The organism is Corynebacterium suedekumii (genome assembly GCF_030252185.1).
Taxonomy (GTDB): domain Bacteria; phylum Actinomycetota; class Actinomycetes; order Mycobacteriales; family Mycobacteriaceae; genus Corynebacterium; species Corynebacterium suedekumii.
This window is the reverse complement of record NZ_CP126970.1, coordinates 1,683,055-1,698,563: the sequence shown is the minus strand read 5'-3', so window position 1 is coordinate 1,698,563 and position 15,509 is coordinate 1,683,055. Positions and strand designations below refer to the sequence as shown.

Sequence of the window (15,509 nt, the reverse complement as noted above, 5' to 3'; positions counted from 1 at the left end):
AGCTCCGAAACCACCCTCATCCGACCCCCTCAGGGCCCGGTTCCGGAGTTGACTGCAGACAGGGCCGCCACCCTCACCCCCACCGCAGCAACGTCGACACCTGCTCCGCCGTCATCGGCGTGTCCGCCCGGACGGCCGGAAGGCACTCCCCCGCCGGCCCGACCCAGCCGACGACCTCGGTCCACCCGTGCAGGGCGCTGCCCGCCCAGACGGGGCAGGCCATGAGTTCCTCGACCGTGATCGGCCGGGATCCGACTCCGGAGATCATGTCCGCGGTCGCTCCGGCGGTCACCGAGGGCAACTGGCCCGGGTGCTGGGGAAACATGAGGTGGTCGTCCTCCCACCAGGCCACCGCGCTGTTCGCCGCCTCCGCGACAAGGCGACCGAGGCGGTCCGGGGTCCACAGCAGAGCGTCGTCGGCGCCGAATGACTGTGCCTGACGGCGCAGCTCTCCGAGCACGGCGAGATCCGGGCCTTTGACACCGGGCACCCGACGGGGGTCCGGATCGGGTGGGATCCACAGGACGGTGGTGGTCCGCACCGGTGGTGCGGGGCGGACGCGGAGGTAGAGGTCGTGTCCGTGGGCTTCGATCCGCGGGAACCACGCCTGCTCCGTCGGCCAGGGGTGGGCGAACACCGCATCAAGGAACTCCCCTGCCCCGGGGACGTTCGCGGCGAATCGTTCCCGGTGCCGTGCCTCGGTGGCGCAGCGGTGACCGTCCCGTTGCACCCAGGAGTCAACCACGTCCGGTGGCGTCGACGGTTCCGCGCACTCCACCAGCCGCGCACCGTTCCAGCGGTAAATCATGCGGGAAACTCCTGGCCGAGCAGCCGCAGCAGCGGTGCGGACTTGGTCACCGTCTCCTCGTACTCGCCGGGCGGGTCCGACAGGGCGATGACCGCCCCGCCGACGCCGTAGCTCACGCCGTCCGGGGTGGCGACGATCGTCCGGATGACCATGGCCAGGTCCATCGCGCCGTTGAGCGAGAAGTAGCCGATCGCCCCGGAGTAGATGCCCCGGGGTCCACCCTCGAGCCGGTCGATGATGTCCATCGTCCGCAACTTCGGGGCGCCGGTCATGGATCCGCCCGGGAAGCAGGCGCGCACCGTGTCCACGGCCGTGCGCCCCTCACCGAGCCGGCAGGTGACGGTGCTCACCAGCTGGTGGACGGTGGCGTAGGACTCGACCTGGAACAGCGGTTGGGCGCGCACACTCCCGGGTTCGGCGATGCGGGTGAGGTCGTTGCGCACGAGGTCGACGATCATGAGGTTCTCGGCCCGGTCCTTGGCGCTGACCGCCAGGTCCGAACGCAGCCGGGCATCCTCCCGGGGGTCCGCACCGCGCGGTCGGGTGCCCTTGATGGGCCGGGACTCCACGACCCCGCCGGCACTGACCCGCAGGAAACGTTCGGGTGTGGAGGAGAGCACCGTGACCCCGCCAATGCGCAGCAGGGAGCCGAAGGGGGTGGGGTTGGCCGCCCGCAGCGCCGTGTACGCCCCTGCCCCGAAGGTGCCGTCGGCGGTGAGCTCGTTGGTCAGACACACCTCGTAGGTCTCACCCATGCGGATTTCCGCCAGGCAGCTGTCCACCAGGTCGAGGTATTCCTCCCGCGGGTGCCGTGCCCGCAGCGTATCGACGCCCCCGTGCCCCACCACAGCCGAGACCACCGGCTCCGTCAGCTCCGCCACCAGCTGCGCGGTCTCCGCGCACCACGCCCGCTGGGCGGCGTCATGCTCCGAGCCGATGAGCGCGATGACGTGGGTGCGCTGCAGGGCGTGGTCGATGACCACGGCCCGGTCGGCGAAGATCAAGCCGACGTCCGGGTAGCGGGACGTATGCGCTGCCGCCCCGCCGCACTCGGACTTGAGTTCATAGCCGAGCCAGCCGACCCATCCGCAGGTGAAGTCGAAGTCCACGTCGCCCGCGTCGATGGTGTTGGCGGCCAGGTCCGCGGCGAGGGTGTCCAGGACGGTGCCCGCCCGCCCGGTCCACACCCGGGCCAGGGGGCCGGAGCCGTCGCCGAGGTAGGAGAAACGCCCGGTGCCGTGGTCGGTGGTGGTGGAGTCGAGCCAGAAGGAGTTCTCCGCCAGCAGTTCCTGGACGGCCTCCCCCGACACCTCGGCGTCGACGGTGACGGTGTGCAGCCGCCACCGGGAACGGGAGCGCCGGTTGCGTTCGGCGGCCAGCCGGAGGAAGGAGGCGATGATCGCGTGCCCGTCGAACCCGCCGATCGACTCGGGGTGGAACTGCACGCCCCACTGCGGCAGGTGCCGGTGGGCCAGGCACATGACCAGGCCGTCGTCGGTGCGGGCGGTGACCTCGAGAACCTCGGGCACGGTGGTGACCACGAGGGAGTGGTAGCGGACGACGTCGATACGCGGCGGCAGGCCGGCGAACAGGCCGGTGCCGTCGTGGTGGACCGCGGAGACCCGACCGTGGACCGGGGTCGGGGCGAGCGAGATCTCCCCACCCCAGGCGTGCGCGAGGGCCTGGTGGCCGAGGCAGACGCCGAGGACGGGGACGCGGGCGTCGCGAAGCACCTCGAGGCCGATGCCGATGTCGCCCGGCCGGTCGGGACGGCCGGGGCCGGGCGAGATGATCACCGCGTCGAACTCGGCCACCCGACCGGCGTCCCAGCCCGGTTCATCGTTGCGGATGACCGTGGGCGTGGTGCCGGTGACGTCCTCGACGTAGGCGACGAGGTTGAAGGTGAAGGAGTCGACGTTGTCGATGACCAGGATGCGCATGGCGCCCAGTGGGCCTAGTGGAGCTTCCAGTCCTCCAGGCCGTCGTACAGCGGGTACTGCTCGGCGAGCTTGCCCACGCGGCCGCGCAGCGAGTCCACGTCGGCGTTCCTGCCCTGCGCGAGGGCGGTGCCGATGATGTCGGCGACCTCGGTGAACGCGGCGGTGTCGAAGCCACGGGTGGCCAGGGCCGGGGTGCCGATGCGCAGGCCGGAGGTGACCATCGGCGGGCGCGGGTCGTTCGGCACGGCGTTGCGGTTGACGGTGATGCCCACCTCGTGGAGGAGGTCCTCGGCCTGCTGGCCGTCCATCTCGGAGTTGCGCAGGTCGGCGAGGACGAGGTGGACGTCGGTGCCGCCGGTGAGCACGTCGACGCCGGCGGCCTTCGCGTCACTGGCGGTGAGGCGCTCGGCGAGGATCTTCGCACCCTCGATGGTGCGGGCCTGGCGCTCACGGAAGTCCTCGGTGGCGGCGATCTTCAGCGCCACGGCCTTGGCGGCGATGACGTGCATGAGCGGGCCGCCCTGCTGGCCGGGGAAGACGGCGGAGTTGAGCTTCTTCGCCCAGTCCTGCTTGGCCAGGATGAGACCGGAACGCGGGCCGCCGAGGGTCTTGTGCACGGTGGAGGACACGACGTCGGAGTACGGCACCGGGGAGGGGTGCAGGTCGGCGGCGACGAGGCCGGCGAAGTGGGCCATGTCGGTCCACAGGGCGGCACCGATCTCGTCGGCGATGGAGCGGAACGCCTCGAAATCGAGGGTGCGCGGGTAGGCGGACCAGCCGGCGATGAGGACCTTGGGGCGCTCGGCGAGGGCCTGCTCGCGGACGCGGTCCATGTCGATGCGCATGGTCTCCGGGTCGACCTCGTAGGCGACGACCTCGTAGAGCTTGCCGGAGAAGTTGAGCTTCATGCCGTGGGTGAGGTGACCACCGTGGGCCAGGGACAGACCCATGATCTTGTCGCCGGCATCGGCCAGGGCGTGGAGGACGGCGGCGTTGGCCTGGGCGCCGGAGTGGGGCTGGACATTGGCGAACTCGGCGTCGAACAGCTCCTTGGCACGGTTGCGGGCCAGGTCCTCGACGATGTCGGCGTTCTCGCAGCCGCCGTAGTAGCGGCGGCCCGGGTAGCCCTCGGCGTACTTGTTGGTGAACACCGAGCCCTGTGCCTGCAGCACGGCGCGCGGCACGAAGTTCTCGGAGGCGATCATCTCGAGGGTGTCGCGCTGACGGTGCAGCTCACCGTCGATGGCCGCGGCCACCTCCGGATCAAGCACGGACAGTTCCTGGTAGCGCAGATCATCGGGTGCGTAGGACATGGGGGTAAGGGCCAACCTTTCGGTGAGTTCACGGCAGTCGCCTGTGAAGCTTACCGCCCCGTCACCGGCCCATCGCTGCCCGATACCCCCGAACCGGGTCCGCAGCGTGCCCGGTGACACAATGGAGGCCATGTCGCGCCCCAAGGACAGCTCCCCCTACGTGGATTTCGACCGTGCCTCGTGGCGCGCCCTGCGTAAGTCCATGCCCCAGGTGCTCACCGCCGACGAGGTCGAGGAGCTGCGCGGTATCGGCGAGAACATCGACCTCGAGGAGGTCGCGGAGGTCTATCTGCCGCTCTCGCGACTCATCCACCTGCAGGTCTCGGCCCGGCAGAAGCTCATCGCCGCGACCGAGACGTTCCTGGGCAACTCCTCCGGGCACGTGCCCTTCATCATCGGCGTCGCCGGCTCCGTCGCGGTGGGCAAGTCCACCACCGCCCGCCTGCTGCAGGTGCTGCTGCAGCGCTGGGACTCGCACCCGCGGGTGGACCTGGTCACCACCGACGGGTTCCTGCTGCCGGCCGCGGAGCTCAACGCCCGGGGCATCATGAAACGCAAGGGTTTCCCGGAGTCCTACGACCAGCGGGCGCTGCTGCGGTTCGTCACCGACGTCAAGGCCGGCTCCCGTTCCGTCGATGCGCCCGTCTACTCCCACCGCCTCTACGACCGGGTGCCGGACCAGGTGCAGACGGTCTCCCAGCCGGACATCCTCATCGTCGAGGGCCTCAACGTGCTGCAGACCGGCCCGACGCTGATGATCTCGGACCTGTTCGACTTCTCGGTGTACGTCGATGCGCGGACCGAGGACATCGAGAAGTGGTACATCGACCGCTTCCTCCAGCTACGCACCACCGCGTTCCGGGAGCCCGGAGCGCACTTCTCCCACTACGCCGACTTAGGTGATGAGCGGGCCGCCGCCGAGGCGCGCGAGATCTGGCAGTCCATCAACCTGCCCAACCTGGTGGAGAACATCCTGCCCACCCGGGTGCGGGCCTCCCTGGTGCTGCGCAAGGGCGCCGATCACCTCGTCGAGCGGGTGCGGATGCGCAAGATCTAGGCGCCGTTGGCCCGGGCCCACGCCACGACCGGGTCCAGCTCCGCGAGGTCGACGCGGTCGACGTCGCGGTCGTTGGCGTCGATCATCGCCCGGTCATTGTCGGACTTGCCCGGCTTCATGCGGATCGCGGTGATGATGGTGCGCATGATGGTGCGGTGTCTGCCCGTCAGTTCCGAGTAGTTCATGCGTCCGGGCAGGTAGAAGCGGGTGACCGCGTCCTTCTTCTCGCCGAGCAGCCCGGCGGAGCGGTCCTTGTCGCGGGCCTCCTCCGACAGGGTCATGCCGACGGAGCACAGGGCGGCCGGGGTGCCGGTGAGATCCAGCTTCTTCAGCAGGTCCGCACCGGCGACGGCGGGGCCGTGCACCGGGGAGAGGACGATGAGGGGTGCGGCAGGGGGGACGTCGATACGCGAGGGATCCTCCGGGATCTCCTGCGCGACGGTGCCCAGCTGGCTCGCGAGAGCCTCGGCGTACTGGCGGGTGGAGCCGTAGAAGGACTGGTAGAGCACGGTGGCGGTCATGATTCTCCTGATCATTTTCCGAATCGTCGGGAGCGGCGGGAGTACTCGCGCAGGGCGCGCAGCAGGTCGAGGCGGCGGAAGGCGGGCCAGTAGGTGTCGGTGAACCAGATCTCCGAGTAGGCGGCCTGCCACAGCAGGAAACCGGACAGCCGCTGCTCGCCGGAGGTGCGGATCACCAGGTCCGGGTCCGGCTGGCCCGAGGTGTACAGGTGGGTGGACAGGGAGTCGGCGGTGACCTTGGCGGCCAGGTCGGTGGCCGGGGTGCCGGCGGCGATCTCCTCGTCGATGAGGTCACGCACCGCGTCGACGATCTCCTGGCGCCCGCCGTAGCCGACGGCGATGTTGACGGTGATGCCGGTGCGCTCCTCGTCGGCGCCGCGGAGGTCCGCAGGCGGGAGGCCACCTCCGGCGGCAGCAACTCCAGGTGCCCGACGAGGCGGACGCGGCAGGTGTAGTCCTCACCGGAGAGCTCGTCGACCACGTCACCGATGATGCCGAACAGCAGGGTCAGTTCCGCGGCCTCACGGCTGAGATTCTCGGTGGACAGCAGGTAGACGGTGATGACCTCCACCTCGGTCTCGTCGCACCAGTGGACGACCTCACCGATCTTCTTCGCGCCCACCCGGTGGCCGTGGCTGATGTCGGCGTGCCCGGCCTCCCGGGCCCACCGCCGGTTGCCGTCGGCCATGATGGCGATGTGCTTCGGCTGCCGCAGGCCCTTGAGCTCACGCAGCAGGCGAGCCTCGTAGAGGGGATAGAGAAGGCGCGACATTTTCACGCCTCACAGTCTATCCCGCAGCGGCCTCCCGGCGGGCACGGACCGCGGCGGCGAGCTCCGCGAGCAGGTCGACGGTGGTGTCGACGTCCATGCACGCATCCGTCACCGACTGCCCGTACACCAGCCCCTCACCGCCGTTGATCCGCAACTTCGCCGGGTCCAGGCTCTGCGCGCCGGCGACGAGGAAGGACTCCATCATCACCCCGGCGATCGCCTCCCCGCCCGCCGCGATCTGCGTCGCGACGTCCCGCACGACCTCCGCCTGGCGCACATGGTCCTTGTTCGAGTTGGCGTGGGAGGCGTCGATCATCAACCGCGGCGTCTGGCCCCGTTCCCCCAGCTTCGCGACGACCCGCCCCACCGACTCCGCGTCGAAGTTCGGGCCCGCACTTCCCCCACGCAGGATGACATGGCAGTTGCCGTTACCGGCCGTCTCCACCACCGCCGGGTGCCCGTCATCGGAGGTGCCGAAGAAGAAGTGCGGCTTCGCCGCCGCCGACACCGCGTCGAGCGCGACCTGGATGTTGCCGTCCGTCCCGTTCTTGAACCCGATGGGCATGGACATCCCCGACGCCAGCTGCCGGTGCACCTGCGACTCCGTCGTCCGCGCACCGATGGCACCCCACGCCACCGCATCTGCGTAGTACTGCGGCGAATTCGGCTCGAGGAACTCACACGCCGTGGGCAACCCCAGGTTGACCACCTCGGTGAGCACCGTCCGCGCCAGCTGCAGCCCGTGCGCGACGTCGAAGGTGTTGTTCAGGTGCGGATCGTTGATCAGCCCCTTCCACCCCACCGTGGTGCGCGGCTTCTCGAAGTACACCCGCATCACCACCTTGAGATCCTCATCCAGCCGGCGGGCCAGCGGTGCCAGCCGGTTGGCGTAGTCCGCCGCGGCGACCGGATCATGGATCGAACACGGCCCGACGACCACCACCAGGCGGTCATCGTCACCGGCGAAGATGTCCGCGATGTCCTGCCGGTCCCGCGCGACCGCGGCCAGCTGCTCGGGTGTCAACGGCTGCTCCGCCTGCACCTGCGCCGGACTGGGCAGGTCATGGAACGCGCGGACACGCTGGTTGGAGGTGGAGGGGGAATTGTCGAGGGAGACGGGGGCGCTCATGGGGCTGGGCCTTTCTGGTTCGGGTTCGGGGTAACAAAAAAGCAGCCCCTCACCCGATTTCTCGGGGAGGTGCTGCTTCAGGCTCCGGGGTGTTCGTCGATCCGTGTTATGCCCTCAGTGCATACGGAACGGCGAGGCGGTCGTGGCTGCGATACAGCCCCGGAGCCTCACCAAAATAAAATCGCTGGACGAACATGCCGGTCATGCTACCACGCGACTCCGGTCAGAACCAGCGTTTCTTCCGCTGGTCGAGGACCCCGGCCTCCGCCATGGCCCGGTCCACGGCCTCGACGTCGAAGACGTCCAGCCCGTGCTGCTCGGCGAAGACACGACGCCGGTTGTACCGGCTGTACCGGCGGGCCAGGGACCAGCCGATGAAGATGACCAGCACACCCATCCCGGCGAGGATGGTCAACCCGATGGGCGAGGCCTTGCCGAACTCGGGGCCCAGCGGTCCACCCTGCTGCTGCTGGGCGATCACCAGCGCCGACTGCGCATGCAGGGCGAGGGTCTGGAGGTGGTCAGTGACGGGAATGGACACGACGGGCACTCTTCCTACTTGCCGGTGTTTTCTTCAGGATAGTCGCCGGTGTCAAGCGTGATGCCGGCGAACAGGTCATCCTCCGGCAGCGACGTGGCCACCCGAGTGCGGGCCAGCTCGAACTCCTCGGTGGGCCACAACTCCTGCTGCACCTCCACCGGCGTGGCCAGGAACGCCCCGGCCGGATCAATCTGGGTGGCGTGGGCCAGCAGCGCCTTGTCCCGGTGGGGGAAGAAGTCCGCGCACTCCACCTGGGTGGTCACCCGCGCCATGATGTCGGCCGGGTTGCGCTCCCAGCGCTCCAGCATCGCACCGTACGGGCTGGTCTTGCCCTCGGAGATGAGCTTGTCGTGGAACATCCGCATCCGCTGGTGGACGAATCCGTGCGTGTAGTACAGCTTCAGCGGGGTCCAGGGCTTCCCGAGCTCGGGCGCGAACTCCGCGTCGCCGGCCTTCTCCCACGCGATCATGGACGCCTCGTGCACCTTGAGGTGATCCGGGTGCGGGTAGCCGCCGTTCTCGTCGTAGGTGATGATGACGTGCGGGCGGAACTCCCGGATGACCTGCACCATCTCCTTGGCCACCTCACGGCCGTCCTCGAGGGCGAAACACCCCTCCGGCAGCGGCGGCAACGGATCACCCTGCGGCAGGCCGGAGTCCTCGTGGCCGAGCCACACATGCTCCACACCGAGGGCGGCCGCGGCGGCGGCCATTTCGTCGCGACGGATGGACACCATGTTCTCGAGCACGCCGGGGCGGTCCATCGCCGGGTTGAGGATGTCCCCCCGTTCGCCGCCGGTGCAGGTCAGCACCATGACGCGATCACCGTTCGCGGCGTATTTCGCGGTGGTGGCGGCACCCTTCGACGCTTCATCGTCGGGGTGGGCGTGGATGGCCAGGAGCCGGAATCCGCTCACGAGACTTCGCTACCTTTCCGATACGGGGACACTGCAGGGCACTGATGGGCACTGATGGGCACTGCAGGCATAACCTCACCCATCCTAATGGGTCCACCGGCGGGCCGGTGCATCCCGGTCATCCGTTAGGATGATCCCAACTGAATCGCTGACGAAGGTAGAAGATGAGCACTCCCGCCGCCCGCCGCCCCGCCTCCCGCTACGGCAGCGACTCCTCTGCCTCGTCGCCGCTGCCGAAGAAGCCGGGCGGCATCGCCGGCAAGATCATCGCCGTCGTGGCCGTCCTCGTGGTCATCGCCGTGGTGCTGGCCGTGGGCCGGTACATGATGAACCGCAACGCCGTCGACGTCTCCGTCGCCATGGTCTCCCACGAACGCATCGACGACGAGACGATGCGCCTGTGGGTCGACGTCACCCGCGAGGACACCACGGTTCCCTCCTACTGCATCGTCACCTCCCTCAACTACGGAATGGCCGAGGTCGGGCGTCGCGAGTTCCTCGTCCCCGCCGGCGGCGAGACCGTCGAACGCTTCGAGGTGGACATCCCGTCCCGCGACCTGCCCGTCTCCGGCGGTGTCTACGGCTGTTCGACCAGCATGCCGAGCTACCTCACCGTCGAGGAGTAGGTGACGGGCCGCCCGGGGTGCCTGTGTTAAAATCCCTGGGAATTGATCACTCCGGTGGGTGATGGACGGGGGCAGACCGCCCCCGCTAAGTTTTTGTGCCCTCCCACCGGGTACGCAGGGAAGGCAGGCACGGCATGGCAGACAAGCAGTACATCACTCCGGAGACCAAGGCGAAGCTCGAGTCGGAGCTTCAGGCACTGATCGACCACCGACCGGTCGTCGCCGCCGAGATCAACGAGCGACGCGAGGAAGGCGACCTCAAGGAGAACGCCGGCTACGACGCCGCGCGTGAGATGCAGGACCAGGAGGAGGCCCGCATCAAGCAGATCTCCGAGATCCTGGCCAACTCCACCACCGAGCGTGACCACGTCGTCGAGGGTGTCGCCCTGGTCGGATCCGTCGTGCACGTCTACTACAACGGGAACGAGGACGACAAGGAGACCTTCCTCATCGGCACCCGCGCCGCAGCCTCCGACAACAAGGACCTGGAGACCTACTCCGAGGCCTCTCCCCTCGGTGCCGCGCTGCTGGGCGCCCACGAGGGTGAGACCCGGGAGTACACCGCCCCCAACGGCACCGTCATCACGGTGACCCTGGAGTCGGCTGCCCCCTATGATTCCCAACTCGCTGCCACGCCGCGCACCGCGAAGTAATCTCATCTACAAACAGTGACCACACGGAGGAGCTTCACCATGTCCCGCATCTTCACCCGCAAGGCCGCAGCAGTCGCCGGCGCCGCCACCCTCGCGCTGGCTCTGGCCGCCTGCACCCCGCCGAATGAGAACCCGTCCGACCTCAAGGTCGACACCGCGACCGAGTTCCAGGCACCGGCCGGTGAGGCTGACAGCTCCTCCTCCGTCGTCTCCTCCTCCGAGGTCGCCGAGCCCGGCATGACCGAGCCGGGCGTCGGTGAGCCCACCGAGGCCGAGACCGGCACCGGTGTCGAGGACCCGGCCGTCGGCGAGGCACCGGTCACACCGGCGCAGCCGACCGCCACCTTCACCGGCTAGCCACATGATCTCCCGCTCCACCCAGGCCGCCGTTGCAGGCATCATCGGCCTGGGTGTCGTGCTGTCCGCCTGCAGTCCACCGAACGAGAACCCTTCCGACCGCAAGGTGGACACGGCCACGGAGTTCGTGGCCGCTCCGACATCCTCCGGCACGTCCAGCTCGACCCCCGCCACCCTCACTGTCTCTGCCGACCTGCCCGGGGTCATCGACTGCGTGGGCACCCCGGAGCATGCCCCGGACTCGTTGTCCCTGTCGTGCACCGATGACGATGATCGCGTCGTGGACATCGAGTGGACGGACTGGGACGAGGAGACAGCCGTCGGTACCGCCGCCCGGGAAACCCGGACGTCGGGTGGGTCCGTCTCCACGACGGACGACGTCGAGGTCGAGCTCTCCGACCCGGTCGCCGGCTCCGGTGGCGAGGTGTTCAGCACCATCACCGTCGACGGGCGCGACATCGTCCTGTAGACCTGCTGACCGCATGAAAAAAGGCCCGCTCCGGCGGGCCTTTCGTCATGGTCAGGATCAGTTACTGCGGAAGTAGGACAGCAGTCGCAGGATCTCGGTGTAGAGCCAGACCAGGGTCACGGCCAGGCCGAGGGCGACACCCCACGCCATCTTGGACGGTGCTCCGGCACGGATCATCTTGTCGGCGGCGTCGAAGTCTGAGAGGAAGCTCATCGCCGCCAGACCAATGCAGACGAGGGAGAAGATGATGGCGAGCATGCCACCGTCACGCAGCGGGTTCGCACCGGTGATCAGGGCCAGCAGGAGGTTACCCACGGCGAGGACGAGGACGCCGACGATGGCGCCGGTGAGGATGCGGTTGAACTTCGGGGTGACCTTGACGGCACCGGTCTTGTAGACGAAGAGCATGCCGAGGAAGACACCCAGGGTGCCCAGGACGGCCTGTCCGATGAGGACACCGCCGTTGGCGTCACCGAAGAGCATGCCGGAGAACAGCAGCGAGATGCCGCCGACGAACAGGCCCTCGAAGGCCGCGTAGATGAGGGTGACGGCGGCGGAGCCGTACTTCTTGCCGAAGGTGGCGATGAGCACCGTCACCAGGCCGCCGATGGCACCGGCGATGGTGAGCAGGACCGCCAGACCCGGGCTGACCAGGGAGATACCGAAGTTGACGACGGCGAACAGGACGATGACGCCGAGGGTCATGCCGGTCTTGGACACGACGTCGTCGACGGTCATCGGCCGCTCACCCGTGGCCTGTGCCGGAGCCTGGCCGTAACCGGCGTAGGGGTCCTGGTAACCCTGCGGTCCGCCAACCTCGAAGGCGCCGCGCTGGGCACCGCCCTTGGCACTGGAGAGTGAATTCATGACAGGGTTGCTGCTACGCACGTGTAGGCCCGGTCCTTTCTGATCGAGTCGATCCATTGTTTGCTTGTACCCACTACAACGTAGCAAGCCAGAAAATAGTTCCCCGGGTGACGCGGTGCCATGTATGCTGTTCGCTGTTCCCGTGTCAACACATGATCGAAAGCGTAGGTGAACTCTCCCAAGTGGAGCCTCCTCGAAGTACATTCCGCCCCCTGACCAGTTCCACCGGTGTCACAGGCGAGGGGGCGGCATGATCACAGCAGTGTTGACACTCCTTCTCGGCCTTGTCATCATCGGCCTCATCATCGCGGCCAACGGTTACTTCGTGGCCCAGGAGTTCGCGTACATGTCCGTGGACCGCAATGAACTGCGGACCCGGGCCGACAACGGCGACGACAAGGCGAAGGCCGCCCTCAAGGTGACCAACCGGACGTCGTTCATGCTCTCCGGCGCCCAGCTGGGCATCACCGTGACGGGCCTGCTCGTCGGTTTCATCGCCGAGCCGCTGGTGGGTGAATCCCTCGGTGTCCTGCTCGGCGGCGTGGGTGTGCCCACCGCCGTGTCCGTGGGCGTCGGCACCGTCCTGGCGCTCGTCGTCTCCACGGTCGTGCAGATGATCTTCGGTGAGCTCTTCCCGAAGAACTACACCATCGCCGCCCCGTTGAAGTCCTCCCTGGCGATGGCCCGGTCGACGTCGATCTACCTGGCCGTGTTCGGCTGGTTGATCCGTTTCTTCGACGTCTCCTCCAACGCTCTGCTCCGCCTGCTGCGGATCGAGCCGGTCGAGGACGTCGACTCCACCGCCACCGCCGAGGATCTGGGCCACATCGTGTCCAGCTCCCGTGACAGCGGTGAACTGGATCCGGGTACCTTCCTGGTGCTCGACCGCCTGCTGGATTTCCCCGACCATGATGTCGAGCACGCCATGGTCCCCCGTTCGCGTGCCGATGTCGTCGAGCCTGCCACCACCATCGGTGAGGTGCGGGCCCTGATGTCCACCGAGCACACCCGCTACCCCGTCATCGACGACGACCACAATCCGGTCGGCCTCGTCCACCTCATCGACGTGCTGGACAGCACCCTGCCGGAGGCGACGACCGTCACCGCGATCATGCGGGATGTCGTGGTCGTCCCGGAGCTCATGTCCCTGCCCGATGCGGTGACCGCTCTGGAGGAGGCGCAGCAGAAGTTGGCGTGCGTCATCGACGAGTACGGCGGTTTCGTCGGCATCATCACCATCGAGGACCTGGCCGAGGAGATCCTCGGCGACGTCGGTGACGAGCACGACGGGGAGATGTCGGAGGACATCACCGCCACGGACGAGGATGAGTGGCTCGTCGACGGTGACACCCCGCTCGACGAGATCGAGCGTGCCATCGGCCATGACCTGCCCCAGGGTGACTTCGAGACGATCTCGGGTCTGCTCATCTCCCACACCGGCGGCCTGGTCGAGGAGGGTGAGGTCCACGACATCGAGCTGGAGCCCGAACCGGAGGACTACATCGATGGTGAGGATGCCCCCGTGCGCACCCTGCGCATGAGTGTGGAGGAGGTGGACCGCCACGTTCCGTCGGAGGTCCGCATCGAACTGATCGAGGAGGAGCGCTCATGATGAACTGGTACATCGCCCTACCTGTCACGGTGCTCATCATCGTGGCGTCGGCCTTCTTCGTCGTCATCGAGTTCTCGCTGCTCGCCGCCCGCCGTAACCGGTTGGAGGAGACGGCGGAGTCGTCGGCGTCGTCACGCGCGGCGCTGCGCAGCCTCAACGAGTTGACCGTCATGCTCGCCGGTGCCCAGCTGGGCATCACGGCGGCCACGTTCGCCCTCGGCGCGATCACCAAGCCGTGGGTGCACCATCTCATTGAGCCGGCGTTCGGCGCGCTGCCGGATTCCGTGGGCTACGCGGTGTCCTTCGCGCTGTCGCTGTTCATCGTCACGTTCCTGCACCTGGTCGTCGGCGAGATGGCCCCGAAGTCGTGGGCGATAGCCCACCCGGAGTCCGCGATCCGGGTCATCGCCCGGCCGGCCCGCGGGTTCATCGCGGTGTTCCGTCCGTTGCTGACGTGGATCAACCAGATGGCCAACAAGCTGGTGAAGAAGGCCGGCGAGGAGCCGGTCGAGCGGGCCGCCGCGAAGGGCTATGACGCGGACATGCTGCGTAGTCTCGTGGAGCACTCCCGTGACTCCGGCGCCCTCGACGATGCCTCGGCGTCACAGATCTCCGGTGTCATCGCCCTCGAGTTCGCCTCCGTCGGTGAGGCCGTCACTCCGCGCACGCTGCTGCCGTCCGATGCGATGGTGGCGCAGGTGCAGGACCGTTCCCGGTCCACGGGGTCCATGCGGGTGCTTATCGACGCCCCCGCATCCGCCACCGATCCCGCCCCTCACCTCGTCCACGTCCGCGACACCCTGCTCGCCGACGCGGATACCCCGGCGGACCGCTACTCGCGGCCCGCGCTCACGCTGCCCCAGTCGACGACGATGTCGGAGGCGCTCAACATCATGCGCGGCAACAACGAGCAGGTGGCCATCGTCGTCCCCGATGACGGGGTCGCCGATGAGCCCGGCGAGGTCGTCGGTGTGATCACCTGGGACGACATCCTCAGCCGGTTGTGGCCGAGTATCGAGGAGGAGCTGTCTCACCGACGGTGACCACCACCTTGCCCACGGCGTGGCCGTCCTCCACCTCGGCCACCGCCTCGGTGGCCTGCTCGAAGGGGTAGACCGCCCCGACCGTGACGGCCGCCCCGCCCCGGGCCAGCGTCTCGGCGATCGCGCCGAAGACCTCCCGGGTGCGCCGGCGGGTGACATCGGTACCACCGAGTTCCTTCACCAGTGGCTTGTCGGCCACGGACACCAGCCGGTCGGTCAGCGACGCCCCCTCGCGCAGCACCTCCCCGCCGACCACGTCGAACAGGGCGTCCGGTGCTGCCGCCACCGCCCGGACCCGGTCCACCCAGCCCTCACCCGAGACGACGTGGCGGGCGCCGAGGGACTCGACCAGTTCCTGTTTGCCCGCCGAGGCCACCCCGATGACCCTCAGGCCGCGGGCCACCGCGAGCGGGGTGATCGCGGTGCCCACTCCCCCGCCGGCCCCGAGCACGACGAGGGTCGCCCCATCCGGCAGATCCAGCTGGTCGAGGGCGTCCCACGCGGTGCCGTAGGCCACCGGGATGCACGCCGCGTCCCGGACATCCAGGCCGGGCGGCACGGGGGCGACGGAGGCGGCGTCGAGAAGCGCGTGGGTGCCGAAGGTACCGTGCCCCGACGCCGCCGAACCGAACACCACCTCCCCGGTACCCACCACGGTGCCCGCCGCCTCCCGGCCGAACGCCATGGGGAAGACGATCTCGAAGTCGTTGCTCCCCTCCCGGGTGTTGAGGTCACCGGGGTTGACGGACGTCGCCGCCACCTCGATGAGCACCTGCCCGGGGCCGGGCTCCGGCTGCGGGACGTCGAGGAAACCGAGGACCTCAGGGCCTCCGTGGGCGGTGAAACCGAAGATGCGCATGCCCCCAACCTAGCTATCCTGGCGG

Annotated in this window: 16 protein-coding genes and 1 pseudogene; 7 read left to right on the top strand and 10 right to left on the bottom strand. The window is 68.5% G+C overall.

The features are described 5' to 3' along the window. Positions 1–73 precede the first annotated feature (73 nt). From QP029_RS08540 to glyA, 3 genes are read right to left on the bottom strand one after another with little or no spacing between them, the layout of a single operon-like run. On the bottom strand, positions 74–808 hold the full coding sequence (locus tag QP029_RS08540) for an aminotransferase class IV (RefSeq protein WP_284873915.1): 735 nt from the start codon (positions 806–808) through the stop codon (positions 74–76). Continuing rightward, on the bottom strand, positions 805–2,748 hold the full coding sequence (gene pabB / locus QP029_RS08535; protein WP_284873914.1) for an aminodeoxychorismate synthase component I: 1,944 nt from the start codon (positions 2,746–2,748) through the stop codon (positions 805–807). The genes QP029_RS08540 and pabB overlap by 4 nt, the downstream gene beginning before the upstream one ends. Before the next feature lie 14 nt (positions 2,749–2,762). After that, positions 2,763–4,061, bottom strand: coding sequence for a serine hydroxymethyltransferase (gene glyA, locus QP029_RS08530; RefSeq protein ID WP_284873913.1), 1,299 nt, complete (start codon positions 4,059–4,061; stop codon positions 2,763–2,765). 130 nt (positions 4,062–4,191) lie between these two features. On the opposite strand from glyA, the gene coaA reads away from it, so the two are divergent. After that, positions 4,192–5,118: a type I pantothenate kinase gene (gene coaA, locus QP029_RS08525; RefSeq protein WP_284873912.1), complete on the top strand. Its 927-nt coding sequence runs from the start codon at positions 4,192–4,194 to the stop codon at positions 5,116–5,118. Here the strand turns inward: coaA and QP029_RS08520 are convergent. From QP029_RS08520 to mca, 5 genes and pseudogenes are all read right to left on the bottom strand, one after another. After that, entirely contained in the window at positions 5,115–5,654 is a 540-nt protein-coding gene (locus tag QP029_RS08520) for a flavodoxin domain-containing protein (protein WP_284873911.1), read from the bottom strand. The two genes, coaA and QP029_RS08520, sit on opposite strands and share 4 nt — an antisense overlap. After that, positions 5,651–6,411: pseudogene (locus QP029_RS08515) on the bottom strand (isoprenyl transferase). Before QP029_RS08515 ends, QP029_RS08520 begins: the two are co-directional and overlap by 4 nt. A gap of 16 nt (positions 6,412–6,427) precedes the next feature. Then, a complete protein-coding gene (locus tag QP029_RS08510) occupies positions 6,428–7,540 on the bottom strand; it encodes a 3-deoxy-7-phosphoheptulonate synthase (RefSeq protein ID WP_284873910.1) in 1,113 nt (370 codons plus the stop codon). A 223-nt stretch (positions 7,541–7,763) separates the two neighbouring features. Continuing rightward, positions 7,764–8,081 (bottom strand): hypothetical protein, encoded by a 318-nt coding sequence (locus tag QP029_RS08505; protein ID WP_284873909.1) that lies wholly within the window; start codon positions 8,079–8,081, stop codon positions 7,764–7,766. A 14-nt stretch (positions 8,082–8,095) separates the two neighbouring features. Beyond that, positions 8,096–8,998, bottom strand: a complete 903-nt coding sequence (mca, locus tag QP029_RS08500) for a mycothiol conjugate amidase Mca (RefSeq protein WP_284873908.1) — start codon at positions 8,996–8,998, stop codon at positions 8,096–8,098. 164 nt (positions 8,999–9,162) lie between these two features. Here mca and QP029_RS08495 point away from each other — a divergent pair, with 164 nt between their 5' ends. From QP029_RS08495 to QP029_RS08480, 4 genes are all read left to right on the top strand, one after another. Further along, positions 9,163–9,624 carry a DUF4307 domain-containing protein gene (locus QP029_RS08495; RefSeq protein ID WP_284873907.1) on the top strand — a complete coding sequence of 154 codons (462 nt, stop codon included), beginning with the start codon at positions 9,163–9,165 and terminating at the stop codon, positions 9,622–9,624. Positions 9,625–9,758: 134 nt separating this feature from the next. Continuing rightward, positions 9,759–10,277 (top strand): transcription elongation factor GreA, encoded by a 519-nt coding sequence (gene greA / locus QP029_RS08490; RefSeq protein ID WP_284873906.1) that lies wholly within the window; start codon positions 9,759–9,761, stop codon positions 10,275–10,277. A 39-nt stretch (positions 10,278–10,316) separates the two neighbouring features. Continuing rightward, positions 10,317–10,634 (top strand): hypothetical protein, encoded by a 318-nt coding sequence (locus QP029_RS08485; protein WP_284873905.1) that lies wholly within the window; start codon positions 10,317–10,319, stop codon positions 10,632–10,634. A 4-nt stretch (positions 10,635–10,638) separates the two neighbouring features. Further along, complete coding sequence (locus tag QP029_RS08480) at positions 10,639–11,103, top strand: hypothetical protein (protein WP_284873904.1); 465 nt, start codon at positions 10,639–10,641, stop codon at positions 11,101–11,103. Positions 11,104–11,160: 57 nt separating this feature from the next. Here the strand turns inward: QP029_RS08480 and QP029_RS08475 are convergent, their stop codons facing one another. Further along, positions 11,161–11,991, bottom strand: coding sequence for a Bax inhibitor-1/YccA family protein (locus QP029_RS08475; RefSeq protein ID WP_284873903.1), 831 nt, complete (start codon positions 11,989–11,991; stop codon positions 11,161–11,163). A gap of 229 nt (positions 11,992–12,220) precedes the next feature. Between QP029_RS08475 and QP029_RS08470 the strand changes: the two genes are divergently transcribed. Together QP029_RS08470 and QP029_RS08465 are read left to right on the top strand one after the other, a co-directional pair. Beyond that, positions 12,221–13,582, top strand: a complete 1,362-nt coding sequence (locus QP029_RS08470; protein ID WP_284873902.1) for a hemolysin family protein — start codon at positions 12,221–12,223, stop codon at positions 13,580–13,582. Then, entirely contained in the window at positions 13,579–14,625 is a 1,047-nt protein-coding gene (locus QP029_RS08465; protein ID WP_284873901.1) for a CNNM domain-containing protein, read from the top strand. The genes QP029_RS08470 and QP029_RS08465 overlap by 4 nt, the downstream gene beginning before the upstream one ends. On the opposite strand, the gene QP029_RS08460 is transcribed toward QP029_RS08465, so the two are convergent. Continuing rightward, positions 14,576–15,484: an NADP-dependent oxidoreductase gene (locus QP029_RS08460; protein ID WP_284873900.1), complete on the bottom strand. Its 909-nt coding sequence runs from the start codon at positions 15,482–15,484 to the stop codon at positions 14,576–14,578. The two genes, QP029_RS08465 and QP029_RS08460, sit on opposite strands and share 50 nt — an antisense overlap. Between the last annotated feature and the right edge of the window lie 25 nt (positions 15,485–15,509).

Excerpts from the sequence above, each read along its gene's own strand:
- glyA (WP_284873913.1), bottom strand. The coding sequence starts at position 4,061 with ATGTCCTACGCACCCGATGATCTGCGCTACCAGGAACTGTCCGTGCTT.
- QP029_RS08485 (WP_284873905.1), top strand. The coding sequence starts at position 10,317 with ATGTCCCGCATCTTCACCCGCAAGGCCGCAGCAGTCGCCGGCGCCGCC.
- greA (WP_284873906.1), top strand. The coding sequence starts at position 9,759 with ATGGCAGACAAGCAGTACATCACTCCGGAGACCAAGGCGAAGCTCGAG.
- pabB (WP_284873914.1), bottom strand. The coding sequence starts at position 2,748 with ATGCGCATCCTGGTCATCGACAACGTCGACTCCTTCACCTTCAACCTC.
- QP029_RS08495 (WP_284873907.1), top strand. The coding sequence starts at position 9,163 with ATGAGCACTCCCGCCGCCCGCCGCCCCGCCTCCCGCTACGGCAGCGAC.
- QP029_RS08520 (WP_284873911.1), bottom strand. The coding sequence starts at position 5,654 with ATGATCAGGAGAATCATGACCGCCACCGTGCTCTACCAGTCCTTCTAC.
- QP029_RS08460 (WP_284873900.1), bottom strand. The coding sequence starts at position 15,484 with ATGCGCATCTTCGGTTTCACCGCCCACGGAGGCCCTGAGGTCCTCGGT.
- coaA (WP_284873912.1), top strand. The coding sequence starts at position 4,192 with ATGTCGCGCCCCAAGGACAGCTCCCCCTACGTGGATTTCGACCGTGCC.
- QP029_RS08470 (WP_284873902.1), top strand. The coding sequence starts at position 12,221 with ATGATCACAGCAGTGTTGACACTCCTTCTCGGCCTTGTCATCATCGGC.
- QP029_RS08465 (WP_284873901.1), top strand. The coding sequence starts at position 13,579 with ATGATGAACTGGTACATCGCCCTACCTGTCACGGTGCTCATCATCGTG.
- QP029_RS08540 (WP_284873915.1), bottom strand. The coding sequence starts at position 808 with ATGATTTACCGCTGGAACGGTGCGCGGCTGGTGGAGTGCGCGGAACCG.
- QP029_RS08480 (WP_284873904.1), top strand. The coding sequence starts at position 10,639 with ATGATCTCCCGCTCCACCCAGGCCGCCGTTGCAGGCATCATCGGCCTG.
- QP029_RS08510 (WP_284873910.1), bottom strand. The coding sequence starts at position 7,540 with ATGAGCGCCCCCGTCTCCCTCGACAATTCCCCCTCCACCTCCAACCAG.